This is a genomic window from Bradyrhizobium cenepequi, assembly GCF_020329485.1.
In the GTDB taxonomy this organism is placed as follows: domain Bacteria; phylum Pseudomonadota; class Alphaproteobacteria; order Rhizobiales; family Xanthobacteraceae; genus Bradyrhizobium; species Bradyrhizobium cenepequi.
Window position 1 is genome coordinate 1 of the sequence record NZ_JAGKJI010000016.1, and the last position, 23,541, is coordinate 23,541.

Here is a 23,541-nt window from a genome sequence, read left to right on the forward strand (position 1 = left end):
GACAGTCCATACCATTGCTGCAGCAGCAGCGCCTTGAACATCACCAGCCGCGGGTAGGGCGGCGCGCCACGCTCCGGTTCCGGAAGGCCGCGCAGCACAAGCTCCACAGCCGCCCAATCGACCAGCTCGCCGATCCGCTTCAACGCTGGATTGCCTTTTCCCCGCCGCGATACCAGCGCATCTGCGAAGCTCGGTTGTCCAACCCGCCGATATGTCACTCCAGCCCCCTCTCCGATCCTCTCTTAGAGAATCGCAGATTCGCCCATTATGCAAAGCTCTCGCAAGCGGGAGAGGTGAACAAAATCAATCGTCGTCGTTGCCGAACAGGCCGAATTGCGAGGGATCGCGGGAGGGTTCGGCGAGGCCGAGATGGAGGAAGGCGTGCGAGGTGAGCAGCCGGCCGCGCGGCGTGCGCTGCAGATAGCCGCACTGAATCAGATAGGGCTCGATGATGTCCTCGATCGCATCGCGCGGCTCCGACAGCGCGGCCGCCATCGTCTCGACCCCGACCGGGCCGCCGCCATAGTTCATCGCGATGGTAGTGAGGTAACGGCGATCCATGGCATCCAGGCCGGCGACATCGACCTCGAGCGCGCTTAGCGCGTGGTCGGCGATGGCGCGGTCGACCGACGACGCGTCCGCGGCTGAAGCAAAATCGCGCACCCGGCGCAACAGGCGGCCGGCGATGCGCGGCGTGCCGCGGGCGCGGCGGGCGATCTCGTTGGCGCCGGCAGGGCTCATGCCGATGTTGAGCACGCGGGCGCCGCGGGTGACGATCTTCTCCAATTCCTCCTCAGTATAGAAATTCAGCCGGATCGGAATGCCGAAACGATCGCGCAGCGGATTGGTGAGGAGCCCGGCGCGCGTGGTGGCGCCGACGAGGGTGAATTTTGCAAGCTCGATCTTCACCGAGCGCGCCGCAGGCCCCTCGCCGATGATGAGGTCGAGCTGAAAATCCTCCATCGCGGGATAGAGCACCTCCTCCACCGCCGGGCTCAGGCGATGGATCTCATCGATGAAGAGCACGTCGCGCTCTTCCAGATTGGTCAGGAGTGCGGCGAGATCGCCGGCCTTTGCAATCACCGGACCGGAAGTGGCACGAAAGCCGACGCCGAGCTCACGCGCGACGATCTGCGCCAGCGTGGTCTTGCCGAGCCCGGGGGGACCGACAAACAGCACGTGATCCAGCGCCTCGCCGCGCTTGCGCGCCGCCTCGATGAAGATCGAGAGATTCTTGCGCGCCTGCGCCTGTCCGACGAAGTCGGACAGCGATTGCGGACGCAGCGCCGTGTCGCCGACATCATCGGCGCGGCGCTCGGGCGTGACGATGCGGGAGGGCGGGTTCATGTCGCCGACTCCTTGACGATCGTAGGGTGGGCATTCACTTCGCGAGCTCCTTCAGGCCGAGGCGAATGAGCTGCGCGGTCTCGGCGTGCTCACCGGCGCTGCGCGAGGCGGCGGCGATGGCGGCTGCGGCCTGCGGCTGGCCGTAGCCGAGATTGATGAGAGCCGAGATCGCATCCGCCACCGGGCGCGGCGCGCGCTCGTTATCGATGGCGCCGGCGAGATGCACGACAGCGGGATCGACGTTGGCAAAGGCCGGCGCCTTGTCCTTAAGCTCGCTGACGATACGCTCGGCGACCTTCGGCCCGACGCCCGGCGTGCGCGCCACCGCGGCCTTGTCGCGCAGCGCGATCGCATTCGCGAGTTCGGAAGGCGGCAGCGTGCCGAGCACGGCCAGCGCGACCTTGGCGCCGACGCCTTGCACGGTCTGCAAGAGGCGAAACCATTCGCGCTCGTTGTCGGTGCGGAAGCCGAACAGCTTGATCTGGTCCTCGCGCACATAGGTCTCGATGGAGAGCACCGCGGCCTCGCCGGGCGACGGCAGCGCCTGCAACGTGCGCGCGGAGCAATGCACCTGATAGCCGACGCCGCCGACGTCGAGGATCACGTAGTCCTCGCCGTAGGAATCGATCAGGCCTTTCAATTTGCCGATCATAGGCTCGCGACCCTCAGCCGCAGCGCGGTGCTTTGGCGGTGATGGGCGTGTGTGATCGCGACCGCGAGCGCGTCCGCGGCGTCGGGCGATTGCGGCTCGGCCTTGGGCAGCAGGATCTTCAGCATCACGGCAATCTGGTTCTTCTCGGCGTGTCCGGCGCCGACCACGGTTTTCTTGACCTGGTTCGGCGCATATTCGGCGACCTCGATGCCGAACATTGCAGGCGCCAGCATGGCGACGCCGCGGGCTTGGCCGAGTTTCAGCGTTGCGACGCCGTCCTTGTTCACAAATGTCTGCTCGACCGCAGCCTCCGCCGGCTTGAAATCGCCGAGCACGGCGGCCAGTCCTTCATGGATCGCAAGCAGGCGGCCCGCCAGCGGCAGCCGGTCCGACGGCTCGATCGAGCCGCAGCCGACGAAAACCAGCCGGTTGCCCTCGACCTCGATCACGCCCCAGCCGGTGCGGCGGAGACCCGGGTCGATCCCGAGGATGCGGACGGGGTGGCGAATCGGCTGGACTGTCATGGGACAGTGATAGCCGCTGGGTTTCGAGAACGAAACACAAACGGAGAGGTCATCCCCTGCCCGGTCGTCATATCCTGCCTCGCCGTCAGACCCCGCGAAGGCGGGATATCCAGTGGTCGCCGGCGCCTGTGAGAATCTCGACCCTGAGTGATTACTGGATCGCCCGCCTGCGCGGGCGATGACAGCGGAGTATGAGGCTGAATGCGGCGTTACCCGCCCATCTTCGCCATCAGCGCGTCCGAGATCTCGAAGTTGGCGAACACGTTCTGCACGTCGTCGTGCTCGTTCAGCGCATCGATCAGCTTCAACAGCTTTTCGCCGGTCTCGTCGTCGACGGCGACGGTGTTTTGCGGCTTCCAGGTCAGCGCTGCCCTGCGCGGCTCGCCGAATTTCGCTTCCAGCGCCTTGGCGACCTCGCGGTAGGATTCCGGCGAGGCGTAGATCTCGTGGCCGCTTTCGCTCGAGACCACGTCGTCGGCGCCGGCTTCGATCGCAGCATCCAGCATGGCGTCGTCGGAGGCGACGCTGTGGTCGTATTCGATGATGCCGGTGCGGTCGAACATGAAGGCGACCGAGCCGGTTTCGCCGAGATTGCCGCCGGCCTTGGTGAAGTAGGAGCGGATGTCGGAGGCGGCGCGATTGCGGTTATCGGTCAGGGCCTCGACGATCACGGCGACGCCGCCGGGGCCATAGCCCTCGTAGCGGATCTCGTCATAGTTCTCGCCCTCGCTACCGAACGCCTTCTTGATGGCGCGCTCGATATTGTCCTTCGGCATGTTTTCCGCCCGCGCGGCGACGATCGCGGCGCGCAGCCGGGGGTTCATGGCGGGGTCGGGGGTGCCGAGCTTGGCCGCGACGGTGATTTCGCGGGCCAGCTTGCCGAACAGCTTCGACTTCTGGGCATCCTGCCGGCCCTTGCGGTGCATGATGTTCTTGAATTGGGAATGGCCGGCCATGCAAGGTCCCTTGGGAATCGTCTTTCAAATAGGGGGTGAGGCGCGGCCTTATAGGCCCCCGACGGGCCAAAATCAAAGACTTGCGGTCCGATCTGGCCTATCGACCGTGCCGTCTGGCGGAAAATCAGGCAGCCGTTAACCACGACTTCACGCACGAATGGGAGAATCCGGCAGGCCATTTCAACTTGCAAGAGAACCCCATGGCGGCGTTCGGTTTGTTTCGCAAGCGAGTGCCGGCGACGGCGGCCGAGCCGACCGTTCCGGCCGCAGCGGCGGCAGTGCCGGCCGATAGCGCCTCCCCGGATACCGGCTCAGCCAAGGAAATCCTGGAACTGCTGGAACTCGAACTCGGCGGCATGATCCGGCAGCTCGAACGCGCCGCCCAATCGGTGGCCGGCGGGGCGGAGGCGACCGCGGCGACGCTTGCGACCATCCGCGAGCGCACGGATGCGCTGACCGGCCGCACCAATGCGGCGCAGACCACGGCTCAGACCTTCTCGCAGGCCGCCGACAAGTTCACCGATTCGGCGCAAGGGATCGGCGCGCAGGTGCGCGACGCCGGCCGGCTCGCCGACGAAGCGGGCGCAGCGGCCCGCGAGGCCCGCGCCAATGTCGACCGCCTGCGCGAATCCTCCGCCGCGATCGGCAACGTCGTCAACCTGATCGCGCAGATCGCGCGGCAGACCACCCTGCTCGCCCTCAACTCGACCATCGAGGCCGCGCGCGCCGGCGCCGCGGGCAAGGGGTTTGCGGTGGTTGCGACCGAAGTGAAGGCGCTGGCGGTGCAGACCCAGGGCGCCACCGAAGAGATCGCCAGGAAGATCGAGGCGCTGCAGAAGGACGCCGCGGGCTCGGCCGATGCCGTGCACCGCATCGCGCAGGCGATCGAGGCGATCCGCCCGGTGTTCGAGCATGTCAGCGGCGCGGTAGCCGAGCAGCACCAGACCACCGGCGAGATCGTGCAAAATGCCGCCTCTGCCTCGAGCTTCATCGTCGCGGTCGGCGACAGCGCCGCCGAGATCAATCATGCGACCAGGGACGCCGAAGCGCATGGCAAGGACGTCGCCCAAGCGGGGCGCGCGGTGACCAGTTTTGCGCAAAAATTGAAGTCGCGCTGCGCGGTGCTGCTCCAGCAGGGCGAGCGCGGAGACCCGCGCGAGCGCGAGCGGCTGCCCTGCAACCTCAAGCTTGAGATTGCAACAGGCGGCGGCGTCAGCACGGCGCCGGTCTATGAGATCTCGATGGCCGGCATCCTGATCTGTGGAGCGGAGGCCGAACGGCTGCAGTTGCACCAGAGCCTTGCCGCCACGCTGGAGGATGTCGGCGCGGTCAAGATCCGGATCATTGACAAGACCAAGGCCGGTGCGCGGGCGCGTTTCGAGGCGTTGACGGCCGAGCTGCGCGAGAAGATCGAAGACAGATTGTGGGCGATCCGTGACGAGAACACCGAGTTTGTCATGCGCGCGATGGAAGCCGGCGTGGCGCTGACCAGGATTTTCGAGAACGGGATCGCGAGCGGCGCCGTCACCATCGAGGACATGTTCGACACGGATTATGTCGAGATTCCCGGCACCAATCCGGTGCAGCACCGCACCAGGATCCTGGATTGGGCCGAGCGCGCGCTGCCGCCGTTCCAGGAGGCTTTCCTCGCCAAGGATCCGCGGATGGCGTTCTGCGTCATGATCGACGGCAACGGCTATCTGCCGGTGCATAACAGGATCTACTCGCATCCGCAGCGGCCGGGCGATGTCGCCTTCAACACGGCTAGCAGCCGCAACCGCCGCATCTTCAACGACGCGGCGGGGCTCGCTGCCGGGCGCAACCAGCGGGCCTATCTGATCCAGAGCTACGCGCGCGACATGGGCAACGGCAACATGGTGATGATGCGTGAGATCGACGTGCCGGTCCGCGTGCGCGGCCGCCACTGGGGCGGCTTCCGCACGGCCTACAAGCTGTGACAGCCTCTTTTCTAAGCGGTCACTGCACTGCTCGACAGCTTCACATCGTCTTTCCAAATCGCACGGTTCTTTCGTGCGACCCTGATCGATCTTCGCCATCATACCCTAGAATAACGTGCACGATGATGTGATTACGATCATCATCCTATGCATGATTAGCACGATTTAGCATTGCGAAACATGTCTTCGCTTCCTAGCTCGTCGACCACGGCACCTGCCGCGCCCGCCTCGCACAAGGAAGGCGTGACGGCAGATGCTCGCGGCAAGATGGTCTTCGAGGGCGCCTGCGTAAGCTGCCACGGCTGGAGCGGCGAGAGCCTGGTGTCGTCGATGGCGACGCTGACCGGCTCGTGGGCGGTCAATGATCCCGCGGCCACCAACGTCGCGCAGATCGTCATATCCGGCACCAAGCGCTATACACCTGACGGCGCGCTCTCGATGCCCGCGTTCGGCAACGCCTATTCGGACGACGAGATCGCGGCGGTCGCCAACCACGTCACCGCGCGCTTCGGCGCCAAGGGCTCGAAGCTCACGGCAAAGGATGTGGCGGAGTTGCGGCAACAGACGGCGCAGTAGGTATTCGGGAGATCAGTGCCGCGCACTCGATCGCCTCCCCCGCACGCGTGGAGAGGCCGGATCGCATCGCAAGATGCGATCCGGCAGATTTGTCTTCGACGGGTTCGAGCCGGCTGTAGGTGATCACGCGCTGGATGCGCACTGTCTTCGATCACCGTGTCCAATGCAGATACTCCAGAAAAATTGGCTCACTTTTCGGTGTTAGAAGATTCTCGGCGCAATGTTGCACCAGTTGGTATGAGATTCTGGTATCTCTCGATTCTCCTGCAATATTTGAGAAATTGGCGGTCTTCTGTTGCGATAGAGTTGCGCAGCCTTGGACATTGGTGATGCAAAAGACACAGCCGGTTCCGTCAAGCGTACCGTACAAGATCGATCTCGTTCGACGTATTGACCTGACGACTTTGCAGTTGTTCATCGCGATTTGCGAAGAAGGTAATTTGACGCGTGCATCGCAAAGAGAGGCAATAGCGCCTTCCGCAGTCAGCAAACGCATGCACGACCTTGAGCAGGCGCTTCAGGTCGCCCTGTTCGAGAGACACCCAAACGGAATGACACTGACGCCGGCAGGCGAATCGCTGTTGCATCACGCGCGCGTCACACTGCTCAACATCGAGAAGATCGCGGTGGACATGGCGGAGCACGCGCGCGGCGTGCGTGGACATGTGCGAATGCTGGCAAACCTGTCGTCAATCGTCGAATTTCTGCCGGACGATCTGCCCGGATTCTTTCGCTCTCATGAGTTGGTGCGGCTCGATCTTCAGGAGCGCCCCAGCGCCGAGGTCGTTCGCGGTGTCGAGGAAGGCGTCGCGGATATCGGCATCTGCTCTGCGGACGTCTCTACGCGCGGACTGGAGCGGTATTCGTACCGAAGGGATCGCCTCGTTATCGTGGTCAGATCCGATCATCCGCTGTCGCGCGCAACGGAAGTCTCCTTTGCCGATACGCTGGACTACGATCATGTGGGCCTTTTCGCTACAAGCTCGATCTATCTTCGCTCGCAATACACGGCGCAACAAATCGGCAAGTCGATCAGGCTAAGAGTCCACGTCCCCGGTTTCGATGCTGTCTGCCGGATGGTGCAGGCTGGAATGGGTATCGGCTTGATCCCGAACCGGGCATTTGCCGTCTTGAGCCACGGCATGGATTTGTCCGCTGTCGAGCTGAGCGACGAATGGGCGGACCGTGAGCTGGTGCTGGTTGCCAGAGATCCCGCAGGGCTGTCGGCCACGAGTCAATTGATGCTCAATCACCTCAGACATTCCGGCAGTTCCGTGCATTAATATCGTTTGCTGCGCGCGTTCGTCATCTGCGAACGCGCGTTCATCAACGGATATTGGACTTAGGCCTGCCTGCTCGGCAACACCTCAACAAACAATCTGTCGAGGAGCGCGAGAGGTGGACGGGCCGTTATCCGGTATTCGAGTTGTCGAACTGGGAACACTGATTGCTGCGCCATTTGCCGCGCGGTTGTTTGCCGAATTCGGCGCAGACGTCATCAAGGTTGAACAGCCCGGGACTGGAGATCCCCTGCGCAAGTGGCGAAAGCTCCATCAAGGAACATCGCTCTGGTGGTATCTGCAATCCCGCAACAAGAAGTCGATCGCAATTGATCTGAAGTCGGCGGACGGGCGGGCGCTTGCCCGACGGCTGGCCGCTCAAGCCGACGTCGTGATCGAGAATTTCAAGCCTGGCACGCTTGAGAAGCTAGACCTCGGCTGGGACGTGCTCTCCGCACTCAATCCTAACCTGACCCTGGTCCGTATCTCCGGCTACGGGCAGACCGGTCCTTACCGCGACCGATCGGGGTTCGGCGCGATTGGCGAAGCCATGGGTGGATTGAGATTCACCACCGGTGATCCGGAGAACCCGCCGGCACGAGTCGGCATCAGCATCGGCGATAGTCTCGCTTCGCTGCACGGCGTGATCGGAGCGCTCATGTCGCTGCTTCGGGTCAAGACCGGCCAGGGCAAGGGGCAGATCGTCGACGTCTCGCTTTACGAAAGCGTGTTCAATCTCATGGAGAGTCTGGTTCCCGAGTATGATCTCATGGGCCATGTCAGGACCCGTACCGGTGGAGCACTGCCGGGCATAAGTCCCTCCAATACCTATCCAAGCTCCGATGGGCGCCATGTTGTCATCGCCGGCAACAGCGACGCGATATTCAAGCGCCTGATGCGTGTGATCGACCGGCCTGATCTCGGTGAAGATCCGACGCTCGGCAACAACGACGGACGCGTGCGCAGGAACGCGGTTCTCGATGCCGCCGTCAGCGCCTGGACCTCGCAACGAACCATGGACGAGATCCTTTCTCACCTTGACGCGGCCGACGTCCCTGCTGCTCGAATCTATTCGGTCGCCGATATCGTGGAAGATCCCCATTACGCTGCCAGAGACATGATCCTGCCGACCGAACTTCCCGGCGGCGTCACCGTGAAGATGCCGGGCATCGCGCCGAAGCTGTCGGATACACCGGGCGGCGTAAGGTGGCCAGGGCCGACACTCGGGCAACACACCGACGAGGTCTTGAAGTCACTCGGCCTGGACGAGGCCGACATCGTGCAACTGCGCCGCACCGGAGCGGTGCAATGACCGCCGAGCTGCCGGACATTTTGATCCAGGAAGTGGCGCCACGCGACGGATTGCAGATCGAGCCGCAATGGATCGAAACGGACGATAAGGTACGGCTGATCGATTCCTTGTCCGCAGTCGGCTTTCGGCGCATCGAAGTCTCGTCATTTGTGTCGTCAAAGGCTGTCCCTGCGCTTCGGGACGCAGGAGAGGTATTTGCCAGCATCAGGCGGCGTCCCGGAACGATCTACACGGCATTGATTCCGAATCGGAAAGGCGCCGAGCTTGCTTTGGCAGCGCGTGCCGACGAGCTCAATTTTGTGATGTCGGCAAGTGAGACACACAATCGCGCCAACATGAACATGACGCATGATCGCTCACTCGCGTCCCTTGCTGAAATCGTCGAACCGGCTTGCACGGCTGGCGCTTTGGTCAACGCCACGATCGCGACGGCGTTCGGCTGCCCATTCGAGGGAGTACAGCCCTCCGGAAAGGTCCTGGACATCGTCAAACGGTACCTCGATCTCGGTGCCGACGGCATAACGCTCGCGGATACCACGGGCATGGCCAACCCCAATCAGGTCTCGCGATTGGTGGCCGAGGTCCTGACAGTTCTTCCCTCGGACAAGCTCACGCTCCATTTCCACAACACGCGGGGTCTCGGGCTGGTCAATGTGCTCGCGGCCTACGACAGCGGTGCACGCCGCTTCGATGCGGCGCTGGGCGGATTGGGTGGTTGCCCATTTGCGCCGGGCGCGACCGGGAATGTTTGCACCGAAGACCTGGTCAATCTCTGCCATGAAATCGGCCTGAGGACCGGCCTGGACCTCGATCGCTTAATCGACCTTTCGAAGCGATTGCCCGCGTTGGTCGGACATGACGTGCCGGGCCAAGTCGCAAAAGCCGGGCGCCCGCTAGATCTGCACCCCATTCCAGAGCGGCTACAGCAGCATCCTGCCTGAACAACCTGCGATTACATTTCAAGAAAAATAACGGAGGAAATCATGACGGTCACTACGGCGCCTGATGCGGGCCTCGATACGACGATCAGCGAGCAGCAGGTCATCAGCAAGATAGGTTGGCGCCTGATGCCGCTGATCATCGTCTGCTATTTTTTTGCATTCTTCGATCGCGTAAATATCAGCTTTGCCAAAGCACCGCTCCAGGCGGATCTCGGCCTAAGCAACACGGCTTATGGGTTCGGCGCGAGCCTGTTTGTCGTCGGCTACGTTCTGCTTGAGGTACCGAGCAACATGCTTTTGTATCGCTTCGGCGCCCGACGCTGGATCGCCCGCATCATGATCTCTTGGGGGCTCGCGACAGCAGCCATGGTCTTCGTCCGTACCGAATGGCAGTTCTACGCGCTGCGCTTCGTGATTGGCGCCATGGAAGCCGGGTTCGCGCCCGGTATTCTCTACTATCTAACCCTTTGGTTCCCTAAATCCCACCGCGGACGCATGACTTCAGTCTTTTTTCTCGCGACCGCATTTTCGGGGATCATTGGAGCGCCGATTTCGGGCCTCATTCTCAACTATATGAGCGGGCTGCACGGTTTGGCCGGCTGGCAATGGTTGTTCCTGGCCGGAGGTCTTCCATGCGTCGTTCTGGGATTGGTTGTCCTGCTTCGATTTGACGACAGCATCGAGCATGCGAAATGGCTGCGCAGCGATGAGCGCCGTCTCATCTCAGCGCAATTGGACCGCCAGAAGAGCGAAATTGGCGAGCGCTCGGCTTGGCAAGCGTTGCTCATGCCTGGCGTGCTGCTGCTTGGGTTTATCTACTTCCTGATTCAGATCGCGTCCTATGGACTGAATTTCTGGGCGCCGGATCTCATAAAGACGGCTGGCGGGGGAAGTGCGAGCGCAATCGGCTTCTTGACCGCTATTCCCTATATTTGCGGCGCCATTTGCATGTTGATCGTCGGGCGGCTCTCTGACGCTTCCGGTGAACGTCCGAAGTTTGTTGCCGGGCTTGTCTTGGCCGCGGCGTTCGGTTTTTTTGCCACCGGCATTTTCGAGAAGAACGTTGCCTTCCTGGTTGGTGCGCTTGCCGTGCTCGGGGGCGGCGTGGTTGCATCAATCCCGACATTTTGGACATTGCCTCCAAAGATACTGACGGGCGCCGGTGCCGCGAGCGGGATCGCCCTTATCAACACGTTGGGTCAGCTTGGCGGTATCGTAAGTCCGGTCATGGTCGGTTCAGTCAAGGATCTGACGGGCAGCACGACGCCGGCGCTGTACGTCATCGCTGGTCTTTGTGTGCTTTGCGCAGTACTTTTGTTGACGGCGCTTCCTCGTGAGCTCAGATCCAAAGACTTTCACAAGCCGAGATAGGAACGCATCGCGCGCCTGGCCGTCGCGAAGGGAGCCGCGTGATCAGCCATCATCGTCTCGGTCAGTTCGACGACGAAAAGCGACAGCATGAGGCCCGCCATCGGCACTGCGGGAATCAGATATCGCGCGACATCGAGAGTATGGGCGCCGGCGGCGGTCGCGATCGAAGCTGCCCACATCACGATCACGATGCCTGCGCGCGCCACGAAAGCGCGATGCCGACGCCGCAGAGCGGCTACCGTCCAGAATGTCACAGCGATAACGAAGGCGGCGGACAACGCCTTGAACAGATAGGCTGAGATGGTTGGGAGATCGGACAGGAGGCCGATCCGAACTGGTCCGCCTTTTAGGTCGATCGCCTGAGCCACCCTGCCGTGCCGCGTCATGATCTCGGACACGTGCGGCACGTCATCGGTGGACACCGGTATCGCAGGCTCAAGTCCATAAGGCGGCCATGCCCAGGAGAGGCCATAGGCCATCTGACGGGCGAACTTGCCGGCATAGACGAGCGGCTGGTCGCGCACGGCGGCCAGGAAGATGCGCCAATAGGCTGGCGCGGCACTGCCGACATTGTCGGCGAGCTCTCGATCCAGTTCGGCGTCGAAGAGGCACGCATCGCCGAAGAACCCGAGTGCAGGCCAGCGGCCCGGCTCCGCGGCGAAGTCGGCGGCAAGCCGCGCCATCGCAGCATCAGCGCGGTCGCCCGCCGCCGATACGATCTCGGCTCGCGCGGCATCGCTTGCAAGCACGATGTTCAGGTGATTGCAGAACAGTGTCTTGGGAACGAACACCACTGAGGCCTGGTCGGAGTTGGAAGCTCCAAAGCGCGAACCGGCGAGAAGGAGCGCCAGCGCCGCCGCGACGGAGACGGCCACCACGGCACAGCGCGCAGGCGTTGTCGGCCGGACGAGGTAGGCGCCCATGAGGATGGCAACGACCGGGACGAGGAGTCCCTGCGATCGCAAGCATGCCGCGGATGCCGCGCACAAGATGGCGGCAACGACCGCGCAGCATCGCGCCGCCCCGTCGACGCAGGTGGCAACGAGCAATCCGGCCGTTGCCAGGTTGAGGAAGACTGCAAAGAGAAGGTCTGCGGTGACGACGTTCCTGAACAGCAACAGGCCCGGATACGCCGCAACCAGAATGATCGGCACGAGCCCACCGGCGTTGCGCGTGGCCAACTGCGCAGCCATCGCAAGCGCCAGCATCAGAACGACCCAGGCCGCCTGCTGCAGGCGCACCACCGTTCCAAGGTCGCCTCCCAATGCGAACGTCACGGCAAGGAACGTCGGGTAGCCCGGATCACGCCCACCCGTCACGGTCGGCTGTCCTGCCTCGAGCGTGCGGAGCGCAGATTCCACAAAGGACGGCGTATCGCCCCAAACGACGGGGACCGCCGGCCTGAACGACATGAGGATTGTCGCCAGCAGCGTGGCCCATGCCAGCACAGTCCAGGGCCGCCACGGCGACCCGACGCCACTCGGGGACGTGGCTTCGCCCCTTATACACGCTGGAGCTTCGCGGTCGGGCCGCACGGTCACCGCCGGCTTATTCGGTGCGCCGAACATGACTGCGTCTGCCCCATCGCGTCATTTCGCTGCTTGGGACTAGCAGCGTCGCTTTAGGAGCGACGCGTGACCAACAGCCGCGAGACCAGCGTGCTGTCTTTACACGAGTTGAAAGTCGTCGGCGCTGAACTCGGCTAAGGTGCGGCCCTGGAACAGCACGCTATTGCCGCCACCCAGATCCAGCTCGGTGCCAAGCGGCTGCGCGGTCAGCGCTGCCAAGGGGTCGAAACTCGCATCGAAGCCCTCCAGTTGGACAACGTCTTCAGATGGATCGAAGTCGGTGATGATGTCATCGCCGGTTTGATTGTCGCGGAACACGAACGTATCGGCACCATCGTTGCCCGTCAGGAAGTCATTACCGCGTCCGCCTTCGATGGTATCGGCAGCGTTCCCGCCGATCACGACGTCGTTGCCCCCATCGCCAAACAGCTTGTCGCTTGCGGTGGCCTCCTCCGGCGATGTCGCGAACGCCCGAATGAGGTCGTCTCCGGCGCCACCGTGGATCTCGTCGGCCGCAACGTTGCCGCCCAGAATGGTATCATTACCGCGACCACCGAACACGACATCACCAGTCGGGTCATTCCACGCGATAAAGTCGTCGCCGGCACCGCCCTGTACGATATCCCTGCCAGCCATGCCGCCGATGCTGTCGTCGCCTGCTCCGCCGAGCACGACATCGTTGCCTTGTCCGGTGTTGATGTTGTCATTTCCCCGTCCACCGGACAGGAAGTCGTTGCCGTCGCCGCCTTGGATCGTGTCATCCCCGGCACGGCCCAGGATGACGTCATCGCCACCCAGTCCAGGTAGCAGGTCGTTCCCTGCCGTGCCTTCTATGACGTTCGCGTTGTCATCGGCGATGGCGACCAGCTGACCCCGGATTTCGCCACCGGGGAATGGTGCCGAATGCACGTTGAAATAGATCGGAACTTCGGATCCCACCGCGGCCGAACCGAGTGTGGCAGCGAAGTCGGCGATGGAAGCGTTGGCGGGGTCCGTTGTTTCCCAGATGCCGCTCACCATCCAGGAGCCATCCGCGTTCTGCGTGATAGCAAGATCGTCGTTATCCTGGGCCGGGTGGATCTGCCCAAACACAATAGGTCCGTTTACGCCTCGCACCTGATTGTGAAAATGCATGCCTTCGACATCGTCGTCGGTCGACGGCGTCTGGCCCGGACCACCTGTAACGGGGCCAAAGTCGAGGCCATCGATCTGAAAGGAATAACTCGCAGTTATCGCCGCGCTGTCGAAGATGACAGTGCCTAGGCCGCTTGCCGTCGAGCCGGTCGGGGGTACTTCCTGGGTGCCTTCGAGAACCACGCGGAACGCTGTGGACATGAGATCCTCCCTGAGGGCGTTAAGGATCTACTCTGGCCGCCAGCGGCAAATGACACTGGCTACGCCGACGGCGCTCAGGCTGCCTTAAACAACAGCAAAGTGTTGTAAAATAGGCAAACCGACAATTACGATCTTTGTTTCGGCGCATCTGCCGACACCAATTCTTGGATCGGCGAACACCGGGAACTGGAATCGATCAGCTTGACGGCGGATGGCCTTTCGACCCTGAGCGGTGGCAGGTCGTGAAAACGGCATAGCCAGCAATCAGTTGGCAGGGCGCTTCGCCAGAACGAGGCCGATGCCTAGCGCGATCATCGCAGCTCCCGACGCCTCTCGCAGGCGGCGAATTAACACAGGACGCGCTGCTGCGCTTTCGCGGATGCGGCTCGCTGCAAAGGCGACCACGATGTCGGCGAGGGTGTTGAGCGCAACCGACACGAGGCCAAGCACCACGAATTGCAATGCGACGTGGCCTTCGGTCGGGTCCACGAACTGCGGAACGAAAGCAAGGAAGAAGGCTGCGGTCTTCGGGTTCAGCGCCTCGACCAGCACGCCTTCACGAAACGCCCGCCGCGGGCCGATCGGCAGTGCTGCGGGACCACCCTTCAGACCTGTCGACGTGTCCCGGCGGGCGGACAGGAACGTGCGAAGGCCTATCCAGATCAGATAGGCAGCACCGATCAACTTCAGCGCGGTGAACAGCTCGGCGCTTGCGAGCACGATGGCGGAAACGCCCAAGCTGCCGGCGAGGACGTGGACCACGCCGCCCAGCCCGGTGCCAAAGCTGGAAGCCACGCCTTCCACACGACCGCCGCCGAGCGTGCGTGCAGCGACGTAGAAAATGCCCGGGCCGGGCGTGATAGCGAGCACTAGAGCCGTGGCGAAGTACAGCGCGAGTTGGGTCATGTCCGGCATGATACCGCGGGAGCCTTTCGTGTGGAGAGAGCCCTCAGCCGGCGCTGCGCCATCGCCGAAGCTCTGCTTCCGCGTTCTCTAGGGACGCCGCCGAGGACAGGCTATGCCTCTCCCGCAAGCAGGCGGGAGAGATGAGTCCAAGCTCATCGCCTACGTCGCCACCGCGCCGTTGCCTGCCGTCTCCAGGCGGAAAGCGGCGGCGAAGAGGGCGCGGGTGTAGTCGCTCTTCGGGTTCTTGAACAGTACGGAGGCCGGCCCCTCCTCCTCGACCTTGCCGGATTTCATCACGATCAGATGGCTGGCGAGCGAGGCCACCACGCGCAAATCGTGCGAGATAAACATGTAGGTGAGGTCGCGCTTGCGCTGCAATTCGCGCAGCAGATCGACCATCTGCGCCTGGAACAGCATGTCGAGCGCGCTGGTCGGCTCGTCCAGCACCACGAAATTCGGCTCCAGCACCACCGCGCGCGCGATCGAGATGCGCTGGCGCTGTCCGCCAGAAAATTCATGCGGATAACGGAAGCGCCATTCCGGACTGAGGCCGACATCCCTGAGCGCCTTGATCACCCGCGCTTCGCGCTCTTCGGCCGACAGATGCGGCTGATGGACGCTCAAGCCCTCCGCGACGATATCGCCGACCGACATGCGCGGGCTCAGCGCACCGAACGGATCCTGGAACACGATCTGCATGTCGCGGCGGAACGGGAGCATCTGCTTGAAGCGCAAGCCCTGGATGTTGCTCCCTAAGAACACGATCGGCCCGTCGGAAGAAATCAATCGCAAGAGCGCGAGCCCGAGCGTGGTCTTGCCGGAGCCGGATTCACCGACCACGCCGAGCGTCTCGCCCTTGCGCACCGCGATGCTGACGCCATCGACCGCGCGGATATGGCCGACGGTCGAGCGCAACAATCCGCGCTTGATCGGGAACCAGACCTTCAGATTATCCGCCGAGATCACCACCGGCTGGTCCGGCCGCGGCGGCGCCGGATCGGGCTTCGGCTCGGCGGCGAGGAGATCGCGCGTATAGGGATGCTTGGGCGCGGTGAAGACCTGCTCGACCGGGCCATGCTCGACGATCTTGCCGCCGTTCATGACGCAGACGGTATCGGCGATGCGGCGGACGATACCGAGGTCATGGGTGATGAACAGCATGCTCATGCCGAGCCGGGTGCGGATCTCGGCCAGCAGCGCCAGGATCTGCGCCTGCACGGTGACGTCGAGTGCCGTGGTCGGCTCGTCCGCGATCAAAAGGTCCGGCTCGTTGGCAAGTGCCATCGCGATCATCACGCGCTGGCGCTGGCCGCCGGAAAGCTGGTGCGGATAGCTCTGCAGCCGCGTCTCAGGCTCGGGAATGCCGACCTGCGTCAGGAGCTCGAGGGTGCGCGCCCGCGCCCGCGCGCCGCGCACGCCGCTGTGCAGCGAAAGGATCTCGCCGATCTGCGCCTCGATGGTGTGGAGCGGATTGAGCGAGGTCATCGGCTCCTGGAAGATGATCGAGATGTCGTTGCCCCTGATCTCGCGCATCTCCCTTTCGGACGCGGTGAGGAGATCGCGGCCCTTGAAGCGGATCGAGCCGGAAGGATGCGAGGCCGGCGGATAGGGCAACAGCCTCAGGATCGACAGCGCGCTGACCGATTTGCCCGAGCCGGATTCGCCGACCAGCGCGACGCATTCGCCGCGCTTGATCGAGAAAGAGACGCGGTCGACTGCGATCGAGGAGCCGAAGGCGACGGAGAGGTCGCGGACATCGAGCAGCGGCTGGTTGATAGCGTCCATGATGCTGCCCTCTACCTGAACGTCTTGCGCGGGTCGAAGGCGTCGCGCGCGGCCTCGCCGATGAAGATCAGAAGCGAGAGCATGATCGCGACCGAGAAGAAGCCGGTGAAGCCGAGCCACGGTGCCTGCACATTGGCCTTGCCCTGCGCCAGCAATTCGCCGAGCGAAGGCGAGCCCGGCGGCAGGCCGAACCCCAGGAAGTCCAGCGCGGTCAGCGTCATCACCGAGGACGAGACGATGAACGGCAGGAAGGTCATGGTCGCCACCATCGCGTTCGGCAACAGGTGGCGGAACATGATCACCGCATTGGAGACGCCGAGCGCACGCGCCGCCTGGATGTACTCGAAGTTACGACCGCGCAGGAACTCCGCGCGCACCAGGCCGACCAGCGATACCCAGGAGAACAAGAGGAGGATGCCAAGCAGGATGAAGAATCCCGGCGGCAGCACCGCGGAGATGATCAGGAGCAGATAGAGCGAGGGGATCGCGGTCCAGACCTCGATCAGGCGCTGGAAGGTGAGATCGATCCAGCCGCCGAAATAGCCCTGCACGCCGCCGGCGGCGACGCCGATGATCGAGGACAGGATGGTCAGCGTCAGGCCGAACAGCACCGAGATCCGGAAGCCGTAGATCAACCGCGCGACCACGTCGCGACCCTGGTCGTCGGTGCCGAGCCAGTTGTATTCGAGATCTCGGCAGCCGCTGAGGTGCTTCCTCTCGACAACCTCCTTGCACTGCGCTTCGGTCAGGAGCCAGGTAGGCTTCGACGGCGCCGGCGTCGGCAGATCGAGATTGTGCGTGTCATAGGAATAGCGGATCGGCGGCCAGATGATGGTGCCGTCCTTGGCCGCGATCTGCTTCTGCAGGTAAGGATCGCGGTAATCCGCCGTGGTCTCGAAATCGCCGCCGAATGTCGTCTCCGCATAATTGAAGAGTACCGGCCAATAGAGCCGGCCGTCATATCTGATCATCAACGGGCGATCATTCGCGATGAAATTGGCGAACAGCGAGAGCACGAACAGCACCAGGAAGATCCAGAACGACCAGTAGCCCCGCCGGTTGGCCTTGAAATTCTGCCAGCGGCGCTTGTTCAGCGGCGACGGCTCGAACGGATGGCGGCTCGGGGGTACGGCTTCGCCGAGCGGCGACTGCGTCTTGGTCTCGATCGGCTGGGGCGCGAGCATCGTCATCAGACTTCCCTCGCTTCAAAATCGATCCTGGGATCGATCCACATGTAAGCGAGATCGGAGATCAGGTTCACGACCAGGCCAACCAGCGAAAAGATGAAGAGCGTGCCGAACACAACAGGATAGTCGCGGTTCAGCACGCTCTCGAAGCCAAGCAGGCCGAGCCCGTCGAGCGAGAAGATGGTCTCGATCAGGAGCGAGCCGGAGAAGAAGGCGTGGATGAACGCGCTCGGGAAGCCGGCGATCACGATCAGCATCGCGTTGCGGAAGATGTGACCGTACAGGACCTGCCGCTGGCTGCAGCCCTTGGCGCGCGCGGTCATGACATATTGCTTGCGGATCTCGTCCAGGAACGAGTTCTTGGTCAGCAGCGTCATGGTGGCAAACGCGCCTAGCGCCATTGAGATCAAGGGCAGCGTGATGTGCCAGAAATAGTCGAGGATCTTCCAGTACCAGGGGAATTGCGACCAGCCGTCGGAGGTCAATCCGCGCAACGGGAACAAGTTGAAGAACGAACCGCCGGCAAACAGGATGATGAGCAGAATCGCGAACAGGAAGCCGGGAATCGCGAAACCGACGATGACCACCGCCGACGTCCAGGTATCGAACCGCGAGCCGTCATGCACGGCCTTGCGGATGCCGAGCGGGATTGAGATCAGATAGGTCAGCAGCGTCATCCAGATGCCGAGCGACATCGAGACCGGCAGCTTCTCCTTGATGAGTTGGATCACGCTGACGTCGCGGAAATAGCTCTTGCCGAAATCGAAGCGGGCGAAGTTCCACACCATCAGCAGGAAGCGCTCGGGCGCCGGCTTGTCGAAGCCGAACTGCTTTTCGAGATTCTTGATGAAGGCGGGATCCAGGCCCTGCGCGCCGCGGTATTTCGAGTTGACGGCATCCGCCGAGGCGCCGCCCGGCGCACGCGCGGCAAAATCGCCGCCGGAAGAACCGGAAACCCGCGAAGAGCCGCCGGTATCGGCGCCGGAGAGCTGCGCAAGCACGCGCTCGACCGGTCCGCCCGGCGCGAACTGCACGACCACGAAGGACACGAAGAGGATGCCGAGCAGCGTCGGGACCATCAACAGAATGCGGCGGGCGATATAGGCGGTCATGTCTTATTTCGCCTGTTCGGCGTTGGCGCTCTTGGCCGGATCGGCCCACCAGTTCTCCGGCGCTCCCACGCCTTGCGCGTAGCGCGCCGGCTTCGGCGGATGGGCAAACAGGTCCCAATAGGCCACCTTGTGCGTGTTGGCGTACCATTGCGGCACCCAGTAACGGCCGGCGCGGAAGGCACGGTCGAAGGCGCGGCAGGCGGTGGTCAAATCCGCCCTGGTCTCGGCGGCGATGATCTTCTCGATCAGCGCATCGATCACCGGGCTGGAAATGCCGGCGAGGTTATAAGACCCTTTGGTGTTGGCAGCATGCGAGGAAAAGAACGCACGCATGCTGTCGCCCGGCGTCGCCGACATCGAGAAGCGCTGGATGGTCATGTCGAAATCGAAATCCTCCAGCCGCGCACGGTATTGTACGGCATCGATCAGCCGGAAGCTGGCGTCGATGCCGAGCGTGGCGAGGTTCTTGATGTAGGGCCCGTGGTGCGGCTGGATCGATGCTTCGTCGTTAAGGAACTCAATGGTGAAGGGCTCGCCGTTCGGCAACAGCCGCTTGCCGTCCTTGACAACGCAACCGGCCTCGCTCAGCAGTTGCACCGCCTTGCGCAGCAGCGTGCGGTCCTGCCCCGAGCCATCGGACACCGGCGGCACGAAGGGCTTGCCGAACACCTCGTCCGGCACCTGGCCGCGGAACGGTTCGAGCAGCGCCACTTCCTCCGGCGAGGGCGGACCGGACACCATCATGTCCGAGTTCTGGAACGGCGAATGGGTGCGGGCATACGCGCCGTACATGATGGTCTTGTTGGTCCACTCGAAATCAAAGGCGTAGATCAGCGCCTCGCGCACGCGCGGATCCCTGAACTTGTCCCGGCGCAGGTTGATGAACCAGCCCTGCGCGCCCGACGGCGTCTCGTCCGGCAGCAGCTCGCGCTTGACGCGGCCTTCCTTGATCGCGGGAAAATCATAGCGTGTCGCCCAGATGCGCGCGGTGAGTTCCTCGCGGTAGAGATAGTTCTTGCCCGTGAAGCCTTCGAACGCGACATCGCGGTCGCGATAGAATTCGTAGCGGACGGTATCGAAATTGTAGCTGCCACGGCAGACCGGGAGATCGGCCGCCCACCAGTCCTTGACGCGATCATACTCGATGAAGCGATTGACCTCGAACCGGCCGACCTTGTACGGCCCCGAGCCGAGCGGCGTATCGAGGGAGGATTCCTCGAACGGCCGGTTCGCGTAATAGGCTTTGGAGAAGATCGGTAGGCCCGCAACATAAAGCGGTACGTCACGCGCGCGGTTCGGTGCGAAGCTGGCGACGACAGTGGCATCGTCCACCGCCTCGGCCTTGATGAAGTCGCGAAGCTGCACCACGATCAGCGGGTGTCCCTTTTCCTTCAGCGTGTTCAGCGAGAAGGCGACGTCGTTGGCGGTCAGCTTCGAGCCGTCATGGAACCGTGCCTCGGGCCGGATCGTGAAAGTGTAGGTGAGCTTGTCTGGCGAGATCCGCACCGACTTCGCCGCGAACCCATACATCGCGTCCGGCTCGTCACCCGCGCGCGCCATCAGCGCCGCAAACGTCATGTCCATGCCCTGCGCACCCTCGCCCTTCAGGACGTAGGCGTTGAGCGAATTGAACGTGAAGTAGGATTGGTTATAGGCACGAACCGATGGGATCAGCGAGAACATGCCGCCCTTCGGCGCATTCACGTTGACATAGTCGAAATGGTGGAAGTCGGCGGGATATTTCAGATCGCCGAACGCCGACATGCCCTGCATCTCGACGCCGTTGTCGGCGGCTGCCGGACGAAGCCGCGTCGCGCAGAGCGCACCGATGCCGAGGCCGAGGCCGAGCGCGTGCCGGCGGGTGAATAGCGCCATGCGCGAAAAATCCCTCAAGACCGTTTGCCGATCCGGTTTGCCTTGTCCACGTCATACCACCATAGCGAGGGCAGGCCGGAGCGCGCATATTTCGGCAGTTCCGCATGGCCAAAGCGATCCCAGAGCGCATAGCGCGCATAGGGATAGCTGAACTGCGGCACCACGTAGAAATTCCAGAGCAGCACCCGGTCCAGCGCCTTGGTCGCGGCGACGAGGCCGGCGCGGTCCTTGGCGAAGATGACTTTGTCGATCAGCGCGTCCACCGCCGGGTTCTTAATGCCGATCGTGTTCTTCGATCCCGGTTGATCTGCAGTTTGCGAACCCCAGAATTCGCGCTGCTCATTGCCAGGCGAAAGCGACTGGCCCCAAACATCAGTGATGATGTCGAAATCGAAACTGCGAATCCGATTCTCGTACTGCACGTCGTCAACGACACGGACCGACGTGGTGACGCCGATGCGCTCCAGCGAGGGCTTGAAGAACAGCGCGATCCGCTCGGACGACGGATCCTGCACCAGGATCTCCACGCTCACCGGCTTGCCCGAAGGATCGACCAGCTTGCGCTCGCGCACCTCGAACCCGGCCTCTTTCAACAGCTTCATGGCCTCGCGCAGGTTCGCGCGCACCGCTTCGGGATTGCCGCCGACCGGGTTGGTATAAGGCGTCGTGAAAACCTCCGGAGGCACCTTGTCGCGGACGGTCTGCAGGATTTCGAGTTCTTGTCCCTCCGGCAGGCCCGAGGACGCCAATTCCGTGCCGTAGAAATAGCTGTCGATGCGCTTGTACTGATTGTAGAAAAGCTGCTTGTTCATCTCCTCGAAATCGAACGCGAAGTTGAACGCGCGCCTGAGGCGGGTATCCCTGAACTGCTCGCGGCGCAGGTTGAGCACAAAGCCCTGCATGCGACCGAGATCGTTGATCGGAAACTCCCGCTTGACGACGCGCTTCTCAGTCACGGCCGGAAAATCATAAGCGGTCGCCCACTGTTTCGCCGAGTTCTCGACGATCCAGTCGGCCTGGTCGGCCTTGAAAGCTTCGAGCGCGACGTTGTTGTCGCGGAAGTATTCGGAACGCAACTCGTCGAAATTGTTCTGGCCGATCCGGACTGGAAGGTTGGCGCCCCAGTAATCCTTCACCCGTTCGAGCCGGACTGAACGGCCGGCGACGAAGTCGGCGATCCGATACGGGCCTGAGCCGAGCGGCTTTTCCAGTGTGGTCGCTGAGATATCGCGCTTGCGGCCCTGGTCGTCGGTGCCCTCCCAATAATGCTTCGGCAGCACCAGCAGTTGGCCGACGATGTGCGGCAATTCACGATTGCCCGGCACATCGAAAGTGAATTTGACGTCGCGTTCGCCGCTCTTCTCAACCTTGGTCACGTGCCGGTAATAGGCTCCGTAGAACGGGCTTTGCTTCTTGAGCGTCTCGAGCGAGAAGATCACGTCCTCCGGCGTCACCGGCTTGCCGTCATGCCAGCGCGCCTCCTTGCGCAGCCGGTAGATCACCCAACTGAAATCGTCGGGGTGAGATGCGCCTTCGGCGAGCAGGCCGTATTCGGTCGAGACCTCATCCTGCGAGGCTGACATCAATGCGTCGTAGATCATCGTCGCGGCCTGTGCGATCGAGCCCTTCACGCCCATCACCGCGATGTTGAAATTGTCGAATGTGCCGAGCGAGATGATCCGCGCGACGCCGCCCTTCGGCGCATCCGGATTGACATAGTCGAAACGCTGGAAGCCGGCCGGATACTTGATGTCGCCGAACAACGACAGCGCGTGGCGCCACGCCGGCCCCTCGCTTCCCGATTGCGCCTGTGCGCTTGATATCGCCGGAATGCCGGCTGCCGTGCCCATCACGGGGGTCAGCGCGGCCACCGCGCCGGTCTGCAGAAGATGTCGTCGGGTAATGGCCAAAGGGAGCTTCCTGTCGTGAACCGGGGGTTACGCACTAAGTGCGTAATATAGGACAAGGTTTCGACCGATTATGTTGCTTTTTCCTCATCTTGGAAGCCTGGGGACCATCACGTGTGCGGCGAAACGTCCCGCTGACAATGATGCGGTCCATACGGAAACGGCCAGGCAATGCCTGGCCGTTGCGATTGAATCTGCGGCGGAAATTCTATTTCTGCGCGGTCGGCAGCGGCTGGGGATGATCCGACAGCGAATTCAGGTAGGCGATCACGTCTGCGCGTTCGCTGTCCTTCGGAATGCCGGCGAAGCCCATCGCGGTGCCCGGGATGAAACCCTTCGGGTTGGTGAGGAACTTGTTGAGGTCGTCGAAGGTCCAGGTGCCGCCCTTGGCCTTCATCGCGGCCGAGAAGTTGAACCCGCGTCCTTCACCGCGCGGCTCGCCCACGATGCCAAAGAGATTCGGGCCGACGCGGTTCGGGCCCCCCTTCTCGAAGGTGTGGCAGGCCTGGCACTTCTTGGCAGCCGCGGCGCCCTTTTCCACAGAGGCGGTCTGCAGCAGCTTCTCGATCGGCTCGGATGGTGCCGGAGCAGCGCCACCGCCGCCACCGCTCGGCGCTTCTTCCTTCACGGCAATCTCAAAACCCGGCTTCTCCAGCGGCTTCGGCGTGAACACCGCCTGCGCGGCAAAGCTCGTCACCAGGACAATGAGGCAGGTGCCGAGGATCGCACCGAGAATCTTGTTGAGTTCGAAGGAGTCCATTTCGGATCAGGCTCCAAGCCTAAAATGTCGAATTCAGGCGGGCCGAACGGCCGCGGGGGGTGAGCCTCGGAATCAGCCCTCATCGCGCCTCCCCCGAGCGACTTTGAGATATCGGTTTGCCTGCGCTCTGGCAACCCGTATAAACGCGCCGACTTTTGTCCCCTCCCCACCCCTGATTCCTGCCGCCGG

Annotated in this window: 19 protein-coding genes and 1 pseudogene; 6 read left to right on the forward strand and 14 right to left on the reverse strand. The window is 62.8% G+C overall.

The window, feature by feature from the left end; translation table 11 throughout:
- From J6497_RS41980 to J6497_RS18230, 5 genes are all read right to left on the reverse strand, one after another.
- On the reverse strand, positions 1-218 hold a 218-nt coding region (locus J6497_RS41980), incomplete at its 3' end, for a transposase (protein WP_225709250.1).
- An 85-nt stretch (positions 219-303) separates the two neighbouring features.
- A complete protein-coding gene (ruvB, locus tag J6497_RS18215; protein WP_225705661.1) occupies positions 304-1,347 on the reverse strand; it encodes a Holliday junction branch migration DNA helicase RuvB in 1,044 nt (347 codons plus the stop codon).
- A 34-nt stretch (positions 1,348-1,381) separates the two neighbouring features.
- Positions 1,382-1,999, reverse strand: coding sequence for a Holliday junction branch migration protein RuvA (ruvA, locus tag J6497_RS18220; protein WP_225705662.1), 618 nt, complete (start codon positions 1,997-1,999; stop codon positions 1,382-1,384).
- Complete coding sequence (gene ruvC / locus J6497_RS18225) at positions 1,996-2,523, reverse strand: crossover junction endodeoxyribonuclease RuvC (protein WP_225705663.1); 528 nt, start codon at positions 2,521-2,523, stop codon at positions 1,996-1,998. The genes ruvA and ruvC overlap by 4 nt, the downstream gene beginning before the upstream one ends.
- A gap of 209 nt (positions 2,524-2,732) precedes the next feature.
- The gene (locus tag J6497_RS18230; RefSeq protein ID WP_225705664.1) at positions 2,733-3,479 is read right to left on the reverse strand and encodes a YebC/PmpR family DNA-binding transcriptional regulator; all 747 of its coding nucleotides are present in this window, start codon (positions 3,477-3,479) and stop codon (positions 2,733-2,735) included.
- Positions 3,480-3,679: 200 nt separating this feature from the next.
- Here J6497_RS18230 and J6497_RS18235 point away from each other — a divergent pair, with 200 nt between their 5' ends.
- From J6497_RS18235 to J6497_RS18260, 6 genes and pseudogenes are all read left to right on the forward strand, one after another.
- Entirely contained in the window at positions 3,680-5,437 is a 1,758-nt protein-coding gene (locus J6497_RS18235; RefSeq protein ID WP_225705665.1) for a methyl-accepting chemotaxis protein, read from the forward strand.
- Positions 5,438-5,641: 204 nt separating this feature from the next.
- Positions 5,642-6,013 (forward strand): annotated as a pseudogene (locus tag J6497_RS18240) (c-type cytochrome); the annotation flags it as partial.
- A 119-nt stretch (positions 6,014-6,132) separates the two neighbouring features.
- Positions 6,133-7,296, forward strand: a complete 1,164-nt coding sequence (locus J6497_RS18245) for a LysR family transcriptional regulator (RefSeq protein WP_312010315.1) — start codon at positions 6,133-6,135, stop codon at positions 7,294-7,296.
- Positions 7,297-7,411: 115 nt separating this feature from the next.
- On the forward strand, positions 7,412-8,605 hold the full coding sequence (locus J6497_RS18250) for a CaiB/BaiF CoA transferase family protein (RefSeq protein ID WP_225705667.1): 1,194 nt from the start codon (positions 7,412-7,414) through the stop codon (positions 8,603-8,605).
- Positions 8,602-9,546 (forward strand): hydroxymethylglutaryl-CoA lyase, encoded by a 945-nt coding sequence (locus J6497_RS18255; RefSeq protein WP_225705668.1) that lies wholly within the window; start codon positions 8,602-8,604, stop codon positions 9,544-9,546. The genes J6497_RS18250 and J6497_RS18255 overlap by 4 nt, the downstream gene beginning before the upstream one ends.
- 42 nt (positions 9,547-9,588) lie before the next feature.
- Positions 9,589-10,917 (forward strand): MFS transporter, encoded by a 1,329-nt coding sequence (locus tag J6497_RS18260; RefSeq protein ID WP_225705669.1) that lies wholly within the window; start codon positions 9,589-9,591, stop codon positions 10,915-10,917.
- Here the strand turns inward: J6497_RS18260 and J6497_RS18265 are convergent.
- The 9 genes from J6497_RS18265 to J6497_RS18305 all read right to left on the reverse strand — a co-directional run bounded on the left by J6497_RS18265 (position 10,902) and on the right by J6497_RS18305 (position 23,352).
- Positions 10,902-12,485, reverse strand: coding sequence for a hypothetical protein (locus tag J6497_RS18265; protein WP_225705670.1), 1,584 nt, complete (start codon positions 12,483-12,485; stop codon positions 10,902-10,904). The genes J6497_RS18260 and J6497_RS18265 overlap by 16 nt on opposite strands.
- A 99-nt stretch (positions 12,486-12,584) precedes the next feature.
- The gene (locus J6497_RS18270) at positions 12,585-13,820 is read right to left on the reverse strand and encodes a CHRD domain-containing protein (protein ID WP_225705671.1); all 1,236 of its coding nucleotides are present in this window, start codon (positions 13,818-13,820) and stop codon (positions 12,585-12,587) included.
- A gap of 264 nt (positions 13,821-14,084) precedes the next feature.
- Complete coding sequence (locus J6497_RS18275; RefSeq protein WP_225705672.1) at positions 14,085-14,735, reverse strand: LysE family translocator; 651 nt, start codon at positions 14,733-14,735, stop codon at positions 14,085-14,087.
- 150 nt (positions 14,736-14,885) lie between these two features.
- Entirely contained in the window at positions 14,886-16,511 is a 1,626-nt protein-coding gene (locus tag J6497_RS18280) for an ABC transporter ATP-binding protein (protein WP_225705673.1), read from the reverse strand.
- A gap of 11 nt (positions 16,512-16,522) precedes the next feature.
- Positions 16,523-17,701, reverse strand: a complete 1,179-nt coding sequence (locus tag J6497_RS18285; protein WP_225705674.1) for an ABC transporter permease — start codon at positions 17,699-17,701, stop codon at positions 16,523-16,525.
- Positions 17,701-18,810: a microcin C ABC transporter permease YejB gene (locus J6497_RS18290; protein ID WP_225705675.1), complete on the reverse strand. Its 1,110-nt coding sequence runs from the start codon at positions 18,808-18,810 to the stop codon at positions 17,701-17,703. The genes J6497_RS18285 and J6497_RS18290 overlap by 1 nt, the downstream gene beginning before the upstream one ends.
- 3 nt (positions 18,811-18,813) lie before the next feature.
- Positions 18,814-20,685 (reverse strand): extracellular solute-binding protein, encoded by a 1,872-nt coding sequence (locus J6497_RS18295; protein WP_225705676.1) that lies wholly within the window; start codon positions 20,683-20,685, stop codon positions 18,814-18,816.
- A gap of 14 nt (positions 20,686-20,699) precedes the next feature.
- A complete protein-coding gene (locus J6497_RS18300) occupies positions 20,700-22,595 on the reverse strand; it encodes an extracellular solute-binding protein (RefSeq protein ID WP_225705677.1) in 1,896 nt (631 codons plus the stop codon).
- Positions 22,596-22,800: 205 nt separating this feature from the next.
- On the reverse strand, positions 22,801-23,352 hold the full coding sequence (locus tag J6497_RS18305) for a c-type cytochrome (RefSeq protein WP_225705678.1): 552 nt from the start codon (positions 23,350-23,352) through the stop codon (positions 22,801-22,803).
- Positions 23,353-23,541 lie beyond the last annotated feature (189 nt).

Coding starts and splice junctions, on each gene's coding strand:
- ruvB (WP_225705661.1), bottom strand. CDS start 1,347: ATGAACCCGCCCTCCCGCATCGTCACGCCCGAGCGCCGCGCCGATGAT.
- ruvA (WP_225705662.1), bottom strand. CDS start 1,999: ATGATCGGCAAATTGAAAGGCCTGATCGATTCCTACGGCGAGGACTAC.
- ruvC (WP_225705663.1), bottom strand. CDS start 2,523: ATGACAGTCCAGCCGATTCGCCACCCCGTCCGCATCCTCGGGATCGAC.
- J6497_RS18230 (WP_225705664.1), bottom strand. CDS start 3,479: ATGGCCGGCCATTCCCAATTCAAGAACATCATGCACCGCAAGGGCCGG.
- J6497_RS18235 (WP_225705665.1), top strand. CDS start 3,680: ATGGCGGCGTTCGGTTTGTTTCGCAAGCGAGTGCCGGCGACGGCGGCC.
- J6497_RS18255 (WP_225705668.1), top strand. CDS start 8,602: ATGACCGCCGAGCTGCCGGACATTTTGATCCAGGAAGTGGCGCCACGC.
- J6497_RS18260 (WP_225705669.1), top strand. CDS start 9,589: ATGACGGTCACTACGGCGCCTGATGCGGGCCTCGATACGACGATCAGC.
- J6497_RS18265 (WP_225705670.1), bottom strand. CDS start 12,485: ATGTTCGGCGCACCGAATAAGCCGGCGGTGACCGTGCGGCCCGACCGC.
- J6497_RS18270 (WP_225705671.1), bottom strand. CDS start 13,820: ATGTCCACAGCGTTCCGCGTGGTTCTCGAAGGCACCCAGGAAGTACCC.
- J6497_RS18275 (WP_225705672.1), bottom strand. CDS start 14,735: ATGCCGGACATGACCCAACTCGCGCTGTACTTCGCCACGGCTCTAGTG.
- J6497_RS18280 (WP_225705673.1), bottom strand. CDS start 16,511: ATGGACGCTATCAACCAGCCGCTGCTCGATGTCCGCGACCTCTCCGTC.
- J6497_RS18285 (WP_225705674.1), bottom strand. CDS start 17,701: ATGACGATGCTCGCGCCCCAGCCGATCGAGACCAAGACGCAGTCGCCG.
- J6497_RS18290 (WP_225705675.1), bottom strand. CDS start 18,810: ATGACCGCCTATATCGCCCGCCGCATTCTGTTGATGGTCCCGACGCTG.
- J6497_RS18295 (WP_225705676.1), bottom strand. CDS start 20,685: ATGGCGCTATTCACCCGCCGGCACGCGCTCGGCCTCGGCCTCGGCATC.
- J6497_RS18305 (WP_225705678.1), bottom strand. CDS start 23,352: ATGGACTCCTTCGAACTCAACAAGATTCTCGGTGCGATCCTCGGCACC.